This is a genomic window from Synechococcus sp. M16CYN (genome assembly GCF_040371545.1).
Classification (GTDB): domain Bacteria; phylum Cyanobacteriota; class Cyanobacteriia; order PCC-6307; family Cyanobiaceae; genus Parasynechococcus.
Window position 1 is genome coordinate 1,761,513 of record NZ_AP029048.1, and the last position, 17,703, is coordinate 1,779,215.

Below are 17,703 nucleotides of genomic sequence, written 5' to 3' on the forward strand. Positions count from 1 at the left end.
TGGAGATCGTATGAGCGCTTTTTCAACCCAGTGGGGGCAACTCAATCTGAGCCTTCATGCGTTCTAGAGTGTTATTCATCTGCTCAAACATCTGCTCAGGCGTAATCCCAAATTGACTCAGTTGACTGCGTAACTGTTCTACGGTCAGTTTGGCCTGAAAGTCTTCCGAAAGTTCAAAACGTTTCATAAAGACGTGATAGCGGCTCATTAGCTCCTCCATCGTCTCAATGAATTTTTTCTTACCCTCGCGGTCGAACTTGCCATACTCACTGCCCAACTGCATTAGTTGTTGGTAGTCACTGAAAAGGCGCTTGGCCTCATTTTGAACGATGTCGGAGTCGAAGAAGGCCATCGCTTCGAAATGTAATTCCTTAATGGAAATTCTGCAAAATTCCCGTCGCTATTGGCAGTGCGGGTTCACCCCATCGACACCATTCACAAAGCAATCACTGTTACAGTACGTGAAGTTAACCACACGACTACCGGTCATGTCCTAGGTCTCAAGATTTTGACCTCGTCTTATCAAGAATCCCGTTGCATGATGACAGCTAGCTCTGATCGGGTACCAATTGATACATATTGTTTTTCTCGTGGCCGCCGTTACCAAAATTAATAAAGCGCGTTTCGCTGTTCGGCCACCAATCCCATTGGCTTTTTGCTTGCAACGATGTCTTTGGGCCTACCTTAGTTGTCGTCTCTGCAAAAACCATCATTTTCAGCTGGACTACTTGACCTTGACTCAACGCCTTTTCCTAGCATAGTTAATTGTCTTTATTCACGAGAGATCATGCAATTGTGAATGACTCGACAACAAAAAGTAAGCCCAGTTTAATCTAGATTATAAATGGTGATGGCACTCACATAAATCTAGTGATTAACTATAGACTTGCTTCAGCTTCAGCTGGATCTACAAGACCAGCAGTGATGACTATTACTCCCTCAGCAATGTATTCAACCTACAAAAGAAGGGATTGTATGAATGCTTATGCAGATGACTTAGCAAACAGAAAATCACCGATTAACTATACTTGCTGTCGCCATGGTTGTACGCTCAGCTAATTCCTCCCAATGCCAAATCGAATCAAATTGTTTGCAGTACTACTCCTTTTTTCCAAACGCTTTCTCTAATCAATCATTGATATCAGTAAGGTTGATCAAGAAACGCGCACTGAACAATAAACAACAGTCGGGGCTCTGAACCCTCATAGACCGTTTATATTGAGAAATAAGATTACTTTAATGGTGTCGTCCAAGACACTGTGGGATCCACTTCAACAAGACGCGTCCTAAATGTCAGCCAGCGCACTTTTGCTATGTGCTTAACGCATTGCAGTCATTAGTTAAACCTCTCGACCAGACGCCTGTTAGGGACAGCCAGATAATTGCCTTATAAAAGCTTTTGACTCGGTCTTGCAAGGCTACTCCAGCTGGTCGCTGATTTTTGATTGGGTCCCCAATGCGACTTGTGTCGACCGGGATCAGTAGTGAGAACTCCCAAACTAAAAAACAACAAGTTGATCTTTTAGTGCGATAGCAATGCGGAGATCTTTCCAGTCTCCTGAATCTTGTTGTGCATTTGGTTTAGCTCGTGGGGTCCCTATCTAATTTTCTACTGTCATGGCAACATCACCACCCTAAGCGGTGGAAACCTCCACCGAAGTGGACGGCACTAATTTAGACGAACTTATGCAGCTAAACCAAAGCTGAACCAACCGAAACAAAGCTACTAAAGCCTGTCTCGCAAACACTACCAACCAGGATTCCACGATTCAGTGAGCTTCCAGGAGCGATTTTATTTACCAGCCAAAGTCGTCGAAGCTTTGATTAATCGTATGCACTTAGGTAATTATTGTGTAGAACCTCAGCTTTCACCCTTTACCTTCGGTTGAAAACATGCAAGGAGAGCTCTTTTCAAGTCCTCTGCTAGCGTCGACGTCTCCCCTGGATTTGCCTTTAACACCTAATCAGTTACTAGCATGGCAACAACGGTTACATAATCATCAGGCACCATTATTCCGATGCGAAACCGACAGCTTTGGTCAAGCCGATTTGTTTGGGATCATTGATTCCACCACTACCATCGATCCACTAGCACTCACTCCACTCCCATTAAGTTTCTGGCGTTGGACACATAGTCCACACCAAGGAGTAGCGATTTATTTGGTGATGGATCGTCCCCCCCATCTAGAACAACCCTTACTTCTTTATGTCGGAGAGACACAAGCCGCTGATCGCCGTTGGAAGGGAGAGCATGATTGCAAGTCCTATTTGACCTCCTACAGCGAGGCACTGCAACAATGTGGCGTTTGCCATCGGCTCAGCATCCGTTTTTACAACGATGTCCCCTCTAACACCCGCGCACGTCGAGCTCTCGAACAGCAGCTGATTAGACTTTGGTGGCCTCCCTTCAACAAGGAGACTTGCCATCGCTGGGCTACGCCATTTGTAGCAAACTTAATAAATAACTAAGCTAGTGGAATCGCTACGCTCATGGCTCGAACATACACATCGCCCATGCAGCTCTCCATTTCATCCACCCAACTGAATGATTGGAGCGGCGATGTACTAGTGGTGGGGTTACCGAAAGGAAAACCGTCAGATACAGCAGCCCAACTGGAGAACAGGGTCCCCGGCGTCATCTCTGCACTAACCAAGCAAGACTTCCAGGGAAAAGTCGGCGAACAACTTGTTTTGCATCTGTTGACTAACGTCAATCCGCAAAGGGTAATTTTGATTGGTCTTGGTGACGCCGATGCTATCAATCTTGATACTCTGCGTACCGCTTCTGCAAACGGCGCCCGGGCCTCCGTTGGATGCACTGGAAGATTGGGACTACACCTACCTTGGGACGATCAGAATCCGGAGAATGCTGCCCGCGTCAGTATGGAAGCAAGTCGCTTATCGCTTTATATAGATCAACGATTCCGGAAAGAATCTGATGTGCGTCGTGTTCCGACAGTGTTGGAACTGATTGGGCTTCCGAACATAGATGCTGCGGGGCTGCAATCCGTGAATGCCACATGTGCTGGCGTTGAGCTTGCACGCGAGCTTGTAGCAGCACCGCCAAATCACGTCACTCCTGCAGCCCTTGCAAAAGTAGCCGCTACCTTGGCTCACGACTATGGCCTTGAACTAAACGTTCTTGAACGAGCCGATTGCGAAGCCCGAGGAATGGGAGCTTTTTTAGCCGTCAGTCAGGGGTCAGATTTGCCTCCCAAATTCATTCATCTGATCTACCGCCCGAAAGGAGAGGTCAAGCGTCGCCTAGCCCTCGTTGGTAAAGGCCTCACCTTTGATTCTGGTGGATACAATCTCAAGGTGGGTGCTGCCGCTCAGATCGACATCATGAAGCTCGACATGGGTGGGGGTGCTGCAGTACTTGGGGCAATGCGTTCGATCGCTGAGTTAAAGCCAGCCGGAGTGGAGGTGCACATGGTGGTGGCCTCCTGTGAAAACATGGTGAATGGCTCAGCAGTCCACCCGGGTGACATCGTCACGGCTGCGAATGGCATGACGATCGAAGTTAACAATACAGATGCGGAGGGAAGACTCACCCTTGCCGATGCGCTTCTGTATGCTTGCGAGCAAAAACCTGATGCTGTTGTGGACCTGGCAACGCTCACTGGAGCATGCGTCGTTGCGCTCGGTGATGAAATAGCCGGGGTTTGGTCCGATGACGATGGGCTGATAAGTGCGCTTAATACAGCAGCCGAAGCCGGAGGGGAAAGTCTTTGGCGCATGCCTCTGCACCAGTCTTACAAAAAGGGACTGAAATCTTTGCTGGCAGACATGAAAAACACTGGGCCTCGATCAGGAGGATCCATCACCGCAGCATTGTTCCTTAAAGAATTCGTCAGTCAAGACACTGCTTGGGCACATATCGATGTTGCTGGGCCGGTATGGAGTGATAAAGGTCAGGGAGTTAATCCAGCAGGCGCCACAGGCTACGGCGTGCGCACCTTGGTGAATTGGATTTGTGCTCAGGTATGAGTCCCTCTTCGTTACGCTGGTACGTTAAGGCTCAGCTCGGCGTTCTGTTTTTGCCTATAGGACTCTGCCTCTTTGGAGAGGCAGTCAGCCGCAAAAGCATTCAGATGCTAGGCCAGGATGGAGGGCCTTGGTTTTGGTATGGAACACTTAGTTTAATTGTCATTAATGTAGGTATCGGTCTAATGATAGAAAGCGGGCTTACTCGCGGTTTCCCAGGACGAAAGCACCTTTAAATTTAAACAGCTATCGCATGAAGTTCTTGAGAGACCTGCCCAGGGAGTTCCAGCGCATGGATCTGCCAACGGGCACGATCTGAACACGACTCCAAAACCCGATCTAGATCATCTGAAGCATGTTTTGGGGATGGGTAGGGACCGATGTGACGCGTACCGAGGCCATCCTTAACAGTCAGCAGATACATACATCTTCCTCCTTCCATCCTGGAATGATAGCTGTATTTTCCAGGAAAGTCGATGGCGTAAAATCCGCATCTTCACTAAGAAATTACTAGGTATTTGTGACGCAAATACTTGATGCTTTTAGCGATTATAAAGGGTTTCTTTTTTTAATTCTTGTCCTCTTATCTTTGCCAGATCTCGCCGGTTCTAACAGCGTTAAGACCCCACACGGCATTCAAGCGTCGATCGCGGCCACAGTCAAAACGATAAAACGTGTATCTCAACTTGTTTAACTTGGCATAATTCTGGTGGCAGCTCTTCCAAGTGCGGGCCTCAATAGCTGGTCACTCCAGAGCTCAGCGCTGGAAGCGTGAGGACGACCCAACTAAGGCGTACTCTTTGTGGGGGTTCAAGAAAGCTTCAACGGGGCCGGAGATACAGCACAACTTCTTGAACCGAAGCGAAAAAGTCGCCGTCCAGCGCGTCGTCGAAAGTCGATGTGGGTTCAAAAAGGAATGTCATTGGGGTTGCGTGTTTCCGATTCCAAAGTGGTTGGGGCATCGGGGAGTCTTCGTGTTTCAAAGCGCTTATTGAATCTGTCTCTGATGTGTGTTCCGGCAACCAGTCCCGTATTCTTCTTGATCCCTTCAGATTTGTACCTAAGACGACCTTGTTCGATCAGTTGATTAAGGACATCAGCTGAAATTCCGTTTGTTTCCGCAGGACATCTTTTTTTGAGCTGGTAGCGCACGTGCTCCGAATCGATTGGATTGGGGTAAAGTTCGAGCTCACTTGGCATCATCTCTTGAGACCAAATATCGGCAGCCTCATCTATGAGCACATCGATCATGCGGTCGGCATAAAGGTTTTCGATCGCAGCCTTCAGAAGAAAGCCTGCCAGAGAGGTATCGGTTTTGGCGACCTCAATGCCAGATCCGCTGGCCCCGTCGTACTCGACTAGAGGTTTCTCCGCTAACCATTCGCGAACGTCAGAAAGCATCGACGTCATCCTTGGGTCAAGGCGGATACCTACTTGGATTGACCTGGCGCTCAAAGCTTCCACAAACTCGTAATCAGATCCCACGGGCAGTAATACCAGGCAGATGGCGACAGGGCAATCATGACGTGTTTGCCAAAGGGTTGCAAATCAGAAACAAAGTGCGTAGTCTGTTTCGGCATGAGGGAGGTAACACCTCAGCCATGACTATCCAGGAAGCACCTATCGAAACGACGGATCGCGAACGATCTACCCTGAAGCCCCTCATATTTCAGTTGGGAAGAAAGCTCAGGAGCCTTGCTGACAGCGTTACCAGTTCGTTAGCTGTTCAAAACCTTATCTATACCAATTGTCGCCAATTCACTCGCAAACCTGACCAACCGGCATCTCCGTTCGGCTCGCGAGGTGTGGACCAAGCTGCGGGAGCTGACCAAAAAAATCGAGTTCCTGACCAATGAGGTCTGCCGGCAGCACAAGGAAACCCAGTAGGAAATCCAGCAGCTCCGCGCTCTGATCATCTGCATGGATCACAACGACCAGAACGAGCGATGAAGAAAAAAGTAAATGTGGGCCAGCTTTTCGCGCGTTGCTATCGCAGCCTCTCTGAATTCTTCGAATTTGTTCTAAATGTCACCAGTGACCATGAAGAGCGCCTTCTTGAACTGGAGATGCGAACAGGCATTCCTCTGGAGTCACAGTCCAGTTACCCGAATCAGACCTAGATGATGAAGAACCTTTCTGATGGACAAATCAACAGAACACCTGATTCGTTTCGCAGTAATTTTGTTTATTACTGCAACTTCGCTCCAAGTTGGCAATCTTCTCGGTGAGGTTTTTGCTCGCCAATTGTTTAGAGATCCACCCTGCTCGCTCTTAGAGATATGAGCTCCGAATAGCTAGTGCCTTAGACCTACCAGCGATAGCTGATATTATTGGCGCATCGACATTGACCAATGTCATTCCATACGAACTTTGACTCGTTCACGCCACATCACAAGCTACGGGATGCTGAAGAGTTCTTGATCTATTTATTGGCTACGGCATTAAAAAGCTGAGGTTCTGAGGCTGCGACCTAATGCTTATTAACCCAGTCGTTGCCAGTACGAGCATTGTCTCCCCAGACCTGATCTAGCCGGCGATCTCGGCCACAAGCGAAACGATAATAGTTGTATTTGATTGTGCTCCGCATTGCGTAATTCTGGTGGTACTGCTCAGCAGGCCAAAAGGGCACAGCCTCACGTATTTCCACTTCGATCGCTGAACGTGGATAACCGAGTTCATCGGCCGCCGCCTGTGCGCTCGTTCTAGCATCTCTTGCCTGGGTGGCATCGGCGACAAAGATCACTGGGCGATAGGAATCGCCGCGATCACAGAATTGACCGCCACTGTCAAAGGGATCCACATTGCGCCAGAAACTACGCAACAGAGTGCTGTAACTGATCAGTACAGAATCGAAGCGCACCTGTACTGCCTCCTGGTGACCTGTGTTTTCAGCACTCACCTGGCGGTAGGTGGGTTGATCCACGTGACCACCACTATAGCCGCTGACAGCTTCAATCACCCCTGGAAGGTGTTCCAAATCGTGCTCCAAGCACCAAAAACAGCCTCCAGCTAAAATAGCCGTCTGTTCCTTAGCGTCAGCGGGTTGCAAACCTGCAAAAACGAATAGGGCGATCAACACCGCGCCCGCGAACCTGATCACCGTATCACCAGATCGAAGATTGCTTGAGCAGCTCTCGTTGTTGCTCCTGGCTTACCTAAAACAGCACGTAGTCTGCTGTAACCATGAAGCATTGCCTTTCGTTCAGGACTGTCAGCCTCAAAGAAGGGTTGTGCTAGGTCCGCTAGAGCATTGGCTGTGAACTGGTCCTGTAACAACTCTGGGACTAAACGTTCCTTCAACAACAGGTTAACAGGTGAAATGTGTTCCACCTGAAAGCGGAGTAGATGTTTTGCGATAAACGCGGTCGCTCGACCCACTCGGTAACCTACCAACTGCGGTGCCCCCTGCAAGGCTAGCTCCAAGTTTACAGTTCCCGACTTGCCTATTGCCAAATCTGCTGCTGCGACCAACAGTCGTCTCACGCTATCGGTCTCCGTAGCAGGAACCACGCGGCCATTGCGGACGTTGGCTTCGACCAGGGCTCTGGTCAGTGGTTGCTCAAACTGCTGCAGGCTAGCTGGCACTAGTACTTGAAGTCCTGGGTAGCGCTGTTGCAAAAGTGCCGCAGCTCGAGCAAGGGGCGGCATCAAATAGTGCAGTTCTTGTGGACGAGAAGCTGGCACTAGCAGCAATACTGGCGCCTCAGGATCAAGTCCAAGTAGCGTTAGCGAGATTGGTTGTTCTGGCAACTCCTGAAAACTGTCTAATAATGGATGGCCCACCCAAGTAACATCTACCCCACGTGCAGCGTAGAATTCCGCTTCAGCTGGGAAAATCGCCAAAATGTGATCGACAAAATCCAACAGATGCGTGGGCTTGCCTTCGCCAAAGCGCCAAGCCCACTCCTGGGGAGCTATGTAGTACGCGATCGGTAGGGATGGGTTTTGTTTCCGTAAGCTCCTACCCAAACGCACGTTAGCACCGACGTAATCGATTAAAACCACCGCATCAGGGAGACGTTGCCTTAAGAAAAAATCGACTTTCGCCTGCAGCTGTAAGGTCGGCAAAATTAAGGGGACCGCCTCCCAAAGACCAATTGCTCCCAAAGGAGATGTATCGGCAATCAACTCCGCTCCAGCAGCAGCCATCCGAGGACCGCCGAGGGCCAGAATTTCTAGATCGATTCCGCGCCCCAATGCTTCAGCTTTGAGAGCTTGAATTAATAGGCTGCCTTGTAGATCACCGGAGACTTCGCCGGTACTGATCAAAAGCTGCACCATCAACGGCTGACTAGAACCGGAGTCGGTCCACGCCGCCCCTTAGTAATAGAGGCTTCAAGGAAGCGACATAAATGATCCGCTGCGGGAAGTAGTTCTTGGCTGCGAGCCTTCTGTAAGGCCTCAGCCATCACACAGTCAGAGCGGTACAGCAAGTTCCAGATCTCCCGCAATTGTTTTAGCTCACGACCGGCATATTGGTGTGCCAATCCACTGCGCTGTAAGCCAACCTTATTCAGACCGCGCAACCGGCCAGGATGCCCTTCCACCAAACAATATGGGGGAACGTCGCGAATTACTCGAGTCATTCCTCCCACCATTGCCATTTCTCCAATATGTACAAATTGATGAATTCCCAAACAACCACCAATCACCGCCCGGTCTTCGATCACCACATGGCCTGCCACCTGAATAGCATTGGACATAACGATGTCATTACCAAGTAGAGAGTTGTGACCGAGATGGCAAGAGGCCATTAACAGATTATGGTCACCAATCCGAGTCATTTCTCCTTCTTCAGTGGCGCGATTAATCGTGACGCACTCTCGCAGTGTATTGCCGTCGCCAATGACTACCTCAGTATTCGCACCGCGATATTTCAAATCCTGAGGATCTTGCCCAAGACAGGCCCCAGGGAACACTCTATTATCTTTTCCCAGAGTGACCCGCCCATCCAAGACAACGTTGGGGCCGATCCAGGTATTCTCACCAACAACGACCTGAGGACCGATTACAGCACCAGAACCAACCACCACACCCGCCGCCAGCTCGGCCTTGGGGTCGATCACTGCATGGGAGTGAATCTGTACAGAGGACTTACCCACAATTGTTACTCTCAGTCTATCAAGGAGAACAACAATTCACCAGAACAAACCAAGTCGTCCGCTACCAAGGCTTCTGCTTTGACCTTGCCAAAACGCTTGCGTTTAAGGCTCATCAGTTCGCAATAAATCACTAGTTGATCTCCAGGAACCACGGGGCGGCGGAAGCGTACTCCGTCAATTCCTGCAAAAACGAACAAACCCTTTGGCAGATCAGGTATATGGGCGACGATAATTCCACCGACTTGAGCCATAGCCTCCACGATCAGGACCCCCGGCATCAAAGGTCGCCCTGGAAAATGGCCTTGGAACTGAGGCTCATTCGTGGTGACATTTTTAATCGCAGTAGCTGAAACTCCTGGCTCATGGGCGGTGACCCGATCTACGAGGGCGAATGGATAGCGATGTGGAAGCAACCCGGCGATCTGTTCACTTGTCAGCACAACATCTGAGTTGGAAGATTCAGTCACAAGGAAGCAGCAAAATCGGTGTGGAGTTCATGGGAACCCCTGTAAACAAAAACCTTAGCTTTAGGGAAACCAACGAGAGCCAGATCTCCAATTAGGTCTAAGAGCTTATGGCGCACTGGTTCATTCGGGAAACGAAGCGGTGGGTTCACCCATCCATCACCATTGCAAACCAAAGCATTATCTAAATTTCCACCTTTGATTAGTCCCGCTGCACGTAATTGATTCACCTGATTACTAAAACCAAAGGTTCGTGCAGGGGCGATCTCCTCGATAAACCGCCGAGGCGTCATTTCTAGAGCTAGCTGCTGCCGCCCAATCGCTGGCTGTGGAAAATCAATAACTCCAAAAAGACTGAAAGTTTCAGCTGGAGTTGCCATGATTACACCACCGCCACGGTGTCGTAGCAAGGGTTGATTTAACTCCGGTGCAGCAAGGCGAGGTGTCTCAGCGGGTTTCAACCCAGCCTCTGCGATTGCTTCGGTCCAATCCAGAGCTGAGCCATCCAACAGAGGAATCTCATTACCGCTCAACCTAATTTCTACATGGGTGAGACCGCAACCAGCCAAAGCCGCTAACAAGTGCTCCACGGTAGCCACCTTGCATGGGCCCAAATTCAAAGTCGTACAAAGCTGACTATTACAAACCTGACTCGGAACCAAACGAAATGGATCGGCATGACCCTCGACTTTAAGATAGAACCCAGGCTGATCAGCTCCCCGTAATTGCACCACCGATGTAAGGCCACTATGAAGACCAACACCTGACCTCTCAGACTGACCAGCCAGCGTCCAAGCACCTGAATAATCCTCAGGCCAAGTGATCACTAGAACTTCCAACCAACACCGAGATTGAAGCGATAATCATCGTTGAAATCTTTCGTAGCCACCTCTAATCGCAATGGGCCGACCGGAGTTCTAACGATAACGCCTGTACCAACAGATACACCCGTACCATCCTTATTCAACAGAAGACCGGGACGTCCTTGTATATCCTTTTGAGTATCAAAATCAGTGCCAGCATCCATAAAAACCTCACCAGAAAAAATGCTGATTAATGGAAATCTGTACTCGAGAGTGATTTCACTGAAGGCTTTAGCGACGGCCAAGTCGCAATCATACCAACCTCGAATGGAATTAGAGCCACCTAGGCAAAAGGCCTCATAAGGAGGTATATCTCCAAAGGCAACACCAGCCTTAACTTGAAGACCAACTGCTTGTGGACAACTAGCTGTTTCACCCAGCTTTGGACGACAACCTTTGTGCAACTTTAACCAATTAACCGGAAAAAATCGAGTATAATTAGTAAGGAGTTTGTTAAAAGTTGGCGAATTTTCATTTACCCCGACAAATTGTTGAGTGCTAGCTGTAAAAAAGCTTCCATTTGTTGGATTATTCGAGTCATCATAAGTGTTATAGGTAGCAGCGAGTCTAAAACCAGTCAGAATATTACTTTTAGCGCAGCCATAAGAAATACAGATAACATCCTTGCTCTCGACTACGCCACTTTTTAATTTGTTTGTAGACACGCCATAGGAACGAGAGTTTGCTGAAAAGTTAATCGGTCTTACATCCTCGAATGACATGCCGATAAGCACTCTCCATGGCACGTCTTTGAATGGATTTCCACCATTGAGAGGACGCGTAAGTGCAAAATTTCCACCAGTCTTCCTAAGGGCAACTGAATCACCCTCATAATTAAACCAGCTTACATTAGAATGTTCATATTTAGTCTCGTTGATTATATCAGGAAATTTTTTAAAATCCCTAAAATCATATTTAGGATTTCTCTTGTAAATATTATGGCTTCTACCATTTGCGTAGCCTTTTAACGTCCTAATGTTACCGTTATCTTCACTCTGGAAAACTTGAGGAACCTGCTGACTCAAAAATAGCGAACCACGGAATCCAGTGCGATGACGATCTCCAGCAATCCATGGGTCAGTAAAAGTGAGATTTGATAACCCGCCATACTGCCCGTAAGTGACATTCAAGCCTACATCCCAAGCTCGCCCGAACAGGTTTGTGTCCTGAAACTGAGCCTGTCCAAAAATACCTTGATTCTGGCTGTAACCCAAGCCGCCGGAAATCTGACCGGTGGATTGTTCAACGATACCAAGAATGAGCACAACATCCCCTGGCTGTTCGGGAACCGGCTTTAACGTAACTTTTACATCGCTAAAGAGTTGGGTTCTATACAATCTTTTGATATCATCTTCAAGAATATTACGGTTGAATGGCTGACCAGGCCGAGCAGAAATTTCTCGGTTAATCACCCATTCTTTTGTTTTTCCATTAATCAGATTGCCATTTTCATCAATATCATCACCATTTTTTGTGAGGAATCGCACCTTAATATCAAGGATACGACCTTGAGTAAGCCTAAGGGAGGCTATTCCATCAGGGGTGATTTGTTCTGGACCGGTGATGCGTGCTAATGAATAACCTTCTCCAGCAAACCAATCCTGTAGAATTTTTATTCCCTTATACAAGTCATTGAGGTTTAGTGTGCGCCCATAGTTTGATGCAAAGATTTTTTCCACCATAAGACCTGTAAGATCGTCGTACGCAGGATTTAATTCCACTCTTGTCAGGACAGGGAAAGGGTTGACTTGCACAACTACACGAACACCTAAAGGTTTATCCTCAAGAATGATGCGAACATTAGAAAACCATCCGGTGGCTTGAATAGCATTAAGGTCATTCTGCAGTTCGTTACGCGTTACTTGTCTACCAGGACGTATCTGCATAGCGTCATAAACTGATAACCGAAGGCGATCTTCCTCTGGGTGACCGGTAATCCCCTCAATAGCCACTTCAGAAATGAGAACGCGGGTTATATCCACTTGTATGGGATCAACCACAGGTGCTTCTACCTTGACTGTTTGAACGATGGATTCGTCAATAGTTGAGTTGATCGCCGTCTCTAAAGTTTGGGCTTGTAATGGCTGGCTCAATAGGGGAAAGCTAAGTACAAAACCCAAAACTTCGCAACAGATAGTGACCGAAGAGCAGCTATGCAAACGTCGGGTCATCAAAGCAGAGATTAGGGTTGTGGCAATGACAAAATTTTCGCTGACCTTACAGAAGGGGGCTGCGAGGGTACGCAGAATGAATGCGTTCGAGAATCTCTCTGTAAGCCTCTATCACACCGCCAAGATCATGCCGGAATCTGTCCTTATCCAGAATCCTATCCATCACGTCAGGACTTTGGTAGTCCCAAAGCCGACAGGTATCGGGGCTAATTTCATCAGCAAGTAGCAATTGGCCAGCAGAACTCACTCCAAACTCCAGTTTAAGATCAACTAGTTGAAGATTAATTTTCGCAAAAAATGAGCACAGAACTTCGTTTACTCTGTGACCTAGTTGCTTAATAGCCGACAGGCGTACTTCATCCACTACCTCCAGCAATTTGACCCTGGCCTCAGTTAAAAGAGGGTCGCCTAGTCCATCATCTTTGTAGTACAGGTCAAGCAATGCTGGCTTTAGTTGAGTTCCCTGTGCTATCGGCATCTGCTCACACAGGGAACCGGCGGCAGTGTTGCGCAACACGACTTCCAACGGGATAACATGCACCCGCTGAACTTTCATCCAAGCATTCCCGACAAGGCCAAGGTAATGGGTCGGAACGCCTTTCTGCTTGAGTAGCTCGAACAAACAAGCAGAGATCTGGCAATTTAGCCAACCTTTGTCGTTCAATTGAGCCTTTTTCTGTGCATTAAACGCTGTTGTATCGTCCTTAAATTCGATCAAAGCACTATCCCCTTCGGCCATGGCGTAAACGCGTTTGGCTTTGCCCTCGTATAGAAGCTTTCCGTGATCTGGTTTCATAACAACGGTGCAATCATTGGTTTCCTTGCCGCGGCAGGGTCGTCCAGCTCGCGCGGGGAAGGGGAAGATAACTGTGTGGAGTTGTTTGAATCGAGCTGAAGTAGCGTACAGGTATCATCCAGATGAGCTGCCAATCGCTTCATTCGCTGCCGCGGTCGCTCCCCATCTCCGCCGGCCTCGAGCTGTAAACGCAGCTGTAGTCGCAGCACCTCCATTGCTAATCCCCAAGCCTGTTTAGACGTGGCCATATCTAGAGCAACCTCCAATAGTTGATTAGCCTGATCTCCATTCGAAGCGGCCAACCAATCGGCCGCCTTTGCTTTGCGACGAGCCCCCACGATGCCCTGTAACTCCCCTGCCAAAACAATTGATGCCGCTTCGCGAGTTCTACCAACTGAGGCTTCATGTTCCGCTAACTGATCGAGACCATTGCGCTTACCGGGTAGCGTAATCTGATCGAGGATCCTTAGATCACCGTTTACAAGTCGTCTTAGGGCCAGAGCGGCCTGACGATGATTTAGTGTGGCCGCTGCTGCCTGCCAACGCAGCATGAGCCAACTCTGACGCTCTTCACCAACTCTTGGGCTGAAACGATTAAGCACTAGTGCGACACCCTCCGGGAATCCACAGCGCAATAGCGCCTCCGCATTGCGTAATGTAAGATCGAAGCGGGCCGGGACAGGATGGATCGCGAGCAATCGATCCCGAAGCTGTCCCCTCCACCAGTTGGGCTCAGCGTCGAGAGAGTTGAGACAAGCTTGTTCCAACTCGGCGATTGTTCCGTCTGTGAGCAACCATTGAAAGCGCTTATTGGTCAATGGTTCCGGTATTAAGGCGGGCACCGTCGTGCCTAGCAATATCAAGATAATGGGAAGAGAGATAGTCCCCATAGAGAGCCCCATTCTACAAAAGAAACCTAAGAGGCTCGTTCCCTTTCTCTTGCGTTCATGGCTATTTCGTCTACCCATTCCCATTTTCTTCCCCCTCTCCGGCGAGTTCTGATAGTGGGAAGTGGTGGCCGAGAACAAGCTCTGGCTTGGGCCTTGGGGCGAAACCCCGAGATCGCCACGGTTTGGATTGCGCCTGGGAATGGTGGAACACAAGGCAAGGCGATTGCCCTAGTAGAAACCGATACCGATGCCCTTGTAACGTTCTGCCGAGACAAAAGCATCGACCTTGTTGTGGTCGGACCAGAAGCACCCCTAGCCGCAGGTGTAGCAGATGTTCTTCGTGCTGCGGAGATTAAGGTTTTTGGTCCTAGTGCAGCAGGCGCTCAACTCGAAGCAAGTAAGGCTTGGGCTAAGCGATTGATGCGTGATGCCGGGGTCCCCACGGCTAGGTATTGGGTTGTCAATAGCGAAATAGAAGCCATAACCGTTCTGAGGGAGGTGAACCGTCCTTTGGTGGTAAAAGCCGACGGCTTGGCTGCAGGCAAAGGGGTAATCGTGGCCGAATCAATAGCAGAGGCGGAAGAGGCCATCCATGACGCTTTTCAGGGTCGCTTTGGTACCGCTGGGCTCCACCTCATTCTGGAGGAACGACTTCAAGGTCCTGAGGTATCTGTCTTCGCTCTCTGTGATGGGCAACGAATGATTCTTCTACCCCCGGTGCAGGATCACAAACGACTTTATGAAGGAGATCGCGGCCCCAACACCGGAGGAATGGGGGCGTATGCCCCGGTTCCACTTTTGGACGACAATGCTTTAGGACACGTGGAAGCTTTAATTCTGCAACCTACCTTGATGACCTTGAGACAGCGGGGTATCGATTACCGTGGCGTGATCTATGCAGGTTTAATAATTACTGAGATAGGCCCACAAGTTATCGAATTCAACTGTCGCTTTGGTGATCCGGAATGTCAGACCCTAATGCCGTTACTGGGGCCAGAGCTTGGTGACGTTCTGTATGCTTGCGCTATCGGTCGCCTTGATCTCGCGCCGCCCCTCACAGTTTCGTCCCGGAGCAGCGCTTGTGTCGTGGCGGTTGCGGACGGATACCCCGACGCGCCCCGTAAAGGGGATGCCATCCAATCCGTTTTCCAAACTGACGAAACACATCAGCTGTTTCATGCCGGCACCCAGCGCGATAAGAACGGTCAACTCACTGCAGTGGGCGGTCGTGTTCTGGCTGTAGTCGCCCAGGGTGACGATTTTGATTCCGCATTTGCAGCTGCTTACTCTGGGATGGCCGACATCAACTTCACAGGGATCACTTACCGTCGCGATATTGGCCATCAGGTGCGCTCAAGCTAATGAGCAGCGAGAGCGGAGTAGTCTTGGCTGACTGGGCTTTACCTCCAAATGGGGAGCCTCCCACCGAAGACAACTCTATTTGGAAACGAGTTACTGCCTGGTGGGCGGAATTTAGTCTTCAGACCAAACTATTGGCAGTGGCCACCTTGGTGGTGAGCCTGATGATGACCGGTATCACCTTTTTTGCTCTGAATGGCATCCAAAGAGATGCAGCAATGAACGATACTCGCTACGCTCGAGACCTGGGCTTGCTTCTTGCCGGTAATGTCACAGAATTAGTTGTTGAAGGGCAAGACCGTGAGCTCGCCAATGTCGCTGAAAAGTTTTGGCGCTCGAGCCGAAGTGTTCGTTACATCTTTTTCGCTGATCCAGAGAGCGTTATCTATTTGGGGATCCCTATCAGCGCGACACCAATCGGAGAAAACGATGAACTGCGTTTGAATAGACGGCTGGAACTTCCCGAAGAGCTACAGCTTCGTCCCCAAAACCCATTGGTTAGACAACACTTGACCCCCCAAGGGACTGTGACAGATGTGTTCGTGCCGTTAATCCGCAGTGGCAGGTACTACGGAGTGCTGGGTCTTGGTGTCAATCCCAACGAGACAGCTCTTGCCAGTGCAGCGTTGACTCGAGAAGTCACCGTGGCCGTTTTCATCTCTATCTGGGTTCTGGTAATTCTTGGGGCAGTATTTAACGCTCTTACCATCACGCGTCCGGTGAAAGAACTTTTGCGCGGAGTGCGTTCTGTAGCTTCTGGCAACTTTCAAGCCAGAGTCGATCTTCCAGTGGGCGGCGAATTAGGCGAGTTGCTCACAGGATTTAATGCTATGGCCTCTCAACTCGAGGCCTATGACGAAGCCAATATTGAGGAACTCACCGCTGCCCAGGTGAAACAACAGTCATTGATCGCAACAATGGCTGATGGGGCCATCCTTCTGGACGCCACTGGACGCATCGTGTTGGCTAACCCTACTGCACGGCGGTTATTCCATTGGGAGGGTCGCAACCTTGAGTGGCAAGAACTTGTCGAAGAGCTACCAGAACTATTGACTGTTGAGGTCCATAGTGCTCTCGATGCGCTTTTACTTGGTAGTTCAGATGGCGAAGATCTTCGATGCAGTGTCGGCGAACCTGCTCGAACGCTCCGGATCGTGATGCAGGCGGTTCGCGATGCAAGCGGAGAAAGTCTTAAAGGCATAGCCGTCACAATTCAGGATCTTACTCGAGAGGTGGAACTCAATGCTGCTCAAAGTCGCTTTATTAGCAATGTATCCCATGAGTTACGAACACCTCTATTTAATATCAAGAGTTACGTCGAAACCTTACATGATCTCGGCGACCAACTAAGTGAAGATGAAAAAAAAGAATTTCTTGGGGTTGCAAATGACGAAACTGATCGACTAACGCGATTGGTGAACGATGTCCTTGACCTTTCACGACTCGAATCAGACCGAACTATTCATTTTGAAACTATCAGCATGCGTCCAGCGATGGAACAAACTCTACGCACTTATAGGCTAAACGCTGAAGACAAAGCGGTACGGCTGAGATTGGATGTCGCTCCCGATCTTCCCGATGTACTAGGAAACTGGGATTTACTTCTACAAGTTTTCGACAATTTGGTCGGAAACGCACTGAAATTTAGCCGACCAGGGGGTACTTTGAACCTTCGTGCTTACCTGTGGCCTGACAGCTGCATAGTCAAGGCAAAGATCGGTGACCTGGGTGAAGGCCCAACTTGCACTTTAACGTCTCCGCTACCACGACTACGCGTGGAAATCGCTGACACTGGTTATGGTATCAGTCCTCCCGATCAAGATCGAATCTTCGATCGCTTTTATCGAGTTGAAAATGCCGTCCACACCGAAGCAGGCACCGGCCTCGGATTATCGATCGTACGAGGAATCCTGGACAAGCATGGTACACAGATTTCGATGGTGAGCGAGCTTGACGTGGGGACAACTTTTTGGTTTGACCTGCCCTTAAAGCAATGTGACTATGACGGATTTGGTCTTCAAGTTGAAGAATATTTCCCAAACAACTAGAACTAATACAAGAATGAATTGGG

21 protein-coding genes and 1 pseudogene are annotated in these 17,703 nt (G+C 49.3%); 9 read left to right on the top strand and 13 right to left on the bottom strand.

Annotated features, from left to right (window positions below; genetic code table 11):
- Positions 1–22 precede the first annotated feature (22 nt).
- Positions 23–352, bottom strand: a complete 330-nt coding sequence (locus ABWV55_RS08370; protein ID WP_353291607.1) for a DUF1825 family protein — start codon at positions 350–352, stop codon at positions 23–25.
- 57 nt (positions 353–409) lie between these two features.
- On the opposite strand from ABWV55_RS08370, the gene ABWV55_RS08375 reads away from it, so the two are divergent.
- The 4 genes from ABWV55_RS08375 (at position 410) to ABWV55_RS08390 (ending at position 4,223) form a co-directional block, all read left to right on the top strand.
- Positions 410–613: a hypothetical protein gene (locus ABWV55_RS08375; protein ID WP_353291608.1), complete on the top strand. Its 204-nt coding sequence runs from the start codon at positions 410–412 to the stop codon at positions 611–613.
- Between the two features lie 1,280 nt (positions 614–1,893).
- Complete coding sequence (locus ABWV55_RS08380; protein WP_353291609.1) at positions 1,894–2,469, top strand: GIY-YIG nuclease family protein; 576 nt, start codon at positions 1,894–1,896, stop codon at positions 2,467–2,469.
- Positions 2,470–2,514: 45 nt separating this feature from the next.
- Positions 2,515–3,990 (top strand): leucyl aminopeptidase, encoded by a 1,476-nt coding sequence (locus ABWV55_RS08385; protein ID WP_353292716.1) that lies wholly within the window; start codon positions 2,515–2,517, stop codon positions 3,988–3,990.
- Positions 3,987–4,223, top strand: a complete 237-nt coding sequence (locus ABWV55_RS08390) for a hypothetical protein (protein WP_353291610.1) — start codon at positions 3,987–3,989, stop codon at positions 4,221–4,223. Before ABWV55_RS08385 ends, ABWV55_RS08390 begins: the two co-directional genes overlap by 4 nt.
- Before the next feature lie 2 nt (positions 4,224–4,225).
- Here the strand turns inward: ABWV55_RS08390 and ABWV55_RS08395 are convergent, their stop codons facing one another.
- The 4 genes and pseudogenes from ABWV55_RS08395 to ABWV55_RS08410 form a co-directional block, all read right to left on the bottom strand.
- Positions 4,226–4,411: a hypothetical protein gene (locus ABWV55_RS08395; RefSeq protein ID WP_353292717.1), complete on the bottom strand. Its 186-nt coding sequence runs from the start codon at positions 4,409–4,411 to the stop codon at positions 4,226–4,228.
- 159 nt (positions 4,412–4,570) lie between these two features.
- Positions 4,571–4,699 (bottom strand): annotated as a pseudogene (locus ABWV55_RS08400) (peptide-methionine (S)-S-oxide reductase); the annotation flags it as partial.
- A gap of 45 nt (positions 4,700–4,744) precedes the next feature.
- Positions 4,745–4,897 (bottom strand): hypothetical protein, encoded by a 153-nt coding sequence (locus tag ABWV55_RS08405; protein ID WP_353291611.1) that lies wholly within the window; start codon positions 4,895–4,897, stop codon positions 4,745–4,747.
- Complete coding sequence (locus ABWV55_RS08410) at positions 4,894–5,397, bottom strand: hypothetical protein (RefSeq protein ID WP_353291612.1); 504 nt, start codon at positions 5,395–5,397, stop codon at positions 4,894–4,896. Before ABWV55_RS08410 ends, ABWV55_RS08405 begins: the two co-directional genes overlap by 4 nt.
- Before the next feature lie 2 nt (positions 5,398–5,399).
- Between ABWV55_RS08410 and ABWV55_RS08415 the strand changes: the two genes are divergently transcribed.
- The 3 genes from ABWV55_RS08415 to ABWV55_RS08425 all read left to right on the top strand — a co-directional run bounded on the left by ABWV55_RS08415 (position 5,400) and on the right by ABWV55_RS08425 (position 6,270).
- Positions 5,400–5,843, top strand: a complete 444-nt coding sequence (locus ABWV55_RS08415; RefSeq protein WP_353291613.1) for a hypothetical protein — start codon at positions 5,400–5,402, stop codon at positions 5,841–5,843.
- 90 nt (positions 5,844–5,933) lie between these two features.
- Positions 5,934–6,107 (top strand): hypothetical protein, encoded by a 174-nt coding sequence (locus ABWV55_RS08420; protein WP_353291614.1) that lies wholly within the window; start codon positions 5,934–5,936, stop codon positions 6,105–6,107.
- Between the two features lie 19 nt (positions 6,108–6,126).
- Positions 6,127–6,270, top strand: coding sequence for a hypothetical protein (locus tag ABWV55_RS08425; RefSeq protein ID WP_353291615.1), 144 nt, complete (start codon positions 6,127–6,129; stop codon positions 6,268–6,270).
- Positions 6,271–6,457: 187 nt separating this feature from the next.
- Here ABWV55_RS08425 and msrA read toward each other — a convergent pair whose 3' ends face one another.
- From msrA to ABWV55_RS08465, 8 genes are read right to left on the bottom strand one after another with little or no spacing between them, the layout of a single operon-like run.
- Positions 6,458–7,066 carry a peptide-methionine (S)-S-oxide reductase MsrA gene (gene msrA / locus ABWV55_RS08430; RefSeq protein WP_353292718.1) on the bottom strand — a complete coding sequence of 203 codons (609 nt, stop codon included), beginning with the start codon at positions 7,064–7,066 and terminating at the stop codon, positions 6,458–6,460.
- 17 nt (positions 7,067–7,083) lie between these two features.
- Positions 7,084–8,268 carry a lipid-A-disaccharide synthase gene (gene lpxB, locus ABWV55_RS08435; RefSeq protein WP_353291616.1) on the bottom strand — a complete coding sequence of 395 codons (1,185 nt, stop codon included), beginning with the start codon at positions 8,266–8,268 and terminating at the stop codon, positions 7,084–7,086.
- Complete coding sequence (lpxA, locus tag ABWV55_RS08440) at positions 8,268–9,089, bottom strand: acyl-ACP--UDP-N-acetylglucosamine O-acyltransferase (RefSeq protein WP_353291617.1); 822 nt, start codon at positions 9,087–9,089, stop codon at positions 8,268–8,270. The genes lpxB and lpxA overlap by 1 nt, the downstream gene beginning before the upstream one ends.
- A gap of 11 nt (positions 9,090–9,100) precedes the next feature.
- Positions 9,101–9,556 carry a 3-hydroxyacyl-ACP dehydratase FabZ gene (gene fabZ / locus ABWV55_RS08445; protein WP_353291618.1) on the bottom strand — a complete coding sequence of 152 codons (456 nt, stop codon included), beginning with the start codon at positions 9,554–9,556 and terminating at the stop codon, positions 9,101–9,103.
- A complete protein-coding gene (gene lpxC / locus ABWV55_RS08450) occupies positions 9,553–10,380 on the bottom strand; it encodes a UDP-3-O-acyl-N-acetylglucosamine deacetylase (protein WP_353291619.1) in 828 nt (275 codons plus the stop codon). Before lpxC ends, fabZ begins: the two co-directional genes overlap by 4 nt.
- Positions 10,380–12,587, bottom strand: coding sequence for a BamA/TamA family outer membrane protein (locus ABWV55_RS08455; protein WP_353291620.1), 2,208 nt, complete (start codon positions 12,585–12,587; stop codon positions 10,380–10,382). Before ABWV55_RS08455 ends, lpxC begins: the two co-directional genes overlap by 1 nt.
- A 46-nt stretch (positions 12,588–12,633) precedes the next feature.
- Complete coding sequence (gene purC, locus ABWV55_RS08460; RefSeq protein WP_353291621.1) at positions 12,634–13,383, bottom strand: phosphoribosylaminoimidazolesuccinocarboxamide synthase; 750 nt, start codon at positions 13,381–13,383, stop codon at positions 12,634–12,636.
- Positions 13,380–14,273 (bottom strand): hypothetical protein, encoded by an 894-nt coding sequence (locus ABWV55_RS08465; RefSeq protein WP_353291622.1) that lies wholly within the window; start codon positions 14,271–14,273, stop codon positions 13,380–13,382. Before ABWV55_RS08465 ends, purC begins: the two co-directional genes overlap by 4 nt.
- A 57-nt stretch (positions 14,274–14,330) precedes the next feature.
- On the opposite strand from ABWV55_RS08465, the gene purD reads away from it, so the two are divergent.
- Positions 14,331–15,635: a phosphoribosylamine--glycine ligase gene (gene purD, locus ABWV55_RS08470; RefSeq protein ID WP_353291623.1), complete on the top strand. Its 1,305-nt coding sequence runs from the start codon at positions 14,331–14,333 to the stop codon at positions 15,633–15,635.
- The gene (locus tag ABWV55_RS08475; protein WP_353291624.1) at positions 15,635–17,680 is read left to right on the top strand and encodes an ATP-binding protein; all 2,046 of its coding nucleotides are present in this window, start codon (positions 15,635–15,637) and stop codon (positions 17,678–17,680) included. Before purD ends, ABWV55_RS08475 begins: the two co-directional genes overlap by 1 nt.
- Positions 17,681–17,703 lie beyond the last annotated feature (23 nt).

What these genes read in the sequence shown, in the direction of transcription:
- ABWV55_RS08455 (WP_353291620.1), bottom strand. Translation starts at nt 12,587, where the DNA reads ATGACCCGACGTTTGCATAGCTGCTCTTCGGTCACTATCTGTTGCGAA.
- ABWV55_RS08385 (WP_353292716.1), top strand. Translation starts at nt 2,515, where the DNA reads ATGCAGCTCTCCATTTCATCCACCCAACTGAATGATTGGAGCGGCGAT.
- ABWV55_RS08465 (WP_353291622.1), bottom strand. Translation starts at nt 14,273, where the DNA reads ATGGGGACTATCTCTCTTCCCATTATCTTGATATTGCTAGGCACGACG.
- ABWV55_RS08420 (WP_353291614.1), top strand. Translation starts at nt 5,934, where the DNA reads ATGAAGAAAAAAGTAAATGTGGGCCAGCTTTTCGCGCGTTGCTATCGC.
- lpxB (WP_353291616.1), bottom strand. Translation starts at nt 8,268, where the DNA reads ATGGTGCAGCTTTTGATCAGTACCGGCGAAGTCTCCGGTGATCTACAA.
- ABWV55_RS08380 (WP_353291609.1), top strand. Translation starts at nt 1,894, where the DNA reads ATGCAAGGAGAGCTCTTTTCAAGTCCTCTGCTAGCGTCGACGTCTCCC.
- ABWV55_RS08425 (WP_353291615.1), top strand. Translation starts at nt 6,127, where the DNA reads ATGGACAAATCAACAGAACACCTGATTCGTTTCGCAGTAATTTTGTTT.
- ABWV55_RS08390 (WP_353291610.1), top strand. Translation starts at nt 3,987, where the DNA reads ATGAGTCCCTCTTCGTTACGCTGGTACGTTAAGGCTCAGCTCGGCGTT.
- ABWV55_RS08370 (WP_353291607.1), bottom strand. Translation starts at nt 352, where the DNA reads ATGGCCTTCTTCGACTCCGACATCGTTCAAAATGAGGCCAAGCGCCTT.
- purD (WP_353291623.1), top strand. Translation starts at nt 14,331, where the DNA reads ATGGCTATTTCGTCTACCCATTCCCATTTTCTTCCCCCTCTCCGGCGA.
- ABWV55_RS08475 (WP_353291624.1), top strand. Translation starts at nt 15,635, where the DNA reads ATGAGCAGCGAGAGCGGAGTAGTCTTGGCTGACTGGGCTTTACCTCCA.
- purC (WP_353291621.1), bottom strand. Translation starts at nt 13,383, where the DNA reads ATGAAACCAGATCACGGAAAGCTTCTATACGAGGGCAAAGCCAAACGC.
- ABWV55_RS08410 (WP_353291612.1), bottom strand. Translation starts at nt 5,397, where the DNA reads ATGACGTCGATGCTTTCTGACGTTCGCGAATGGTTAGCGGAGAAACCT.
- ABWV55_RS08395 (WP_353292717.1), bottom strand. Translation starts at nt 4,411, where the DNA reads ATGTATCTGCTGACTGTTAAGGATGGCCTCGGTACGCGTCACATCGGT.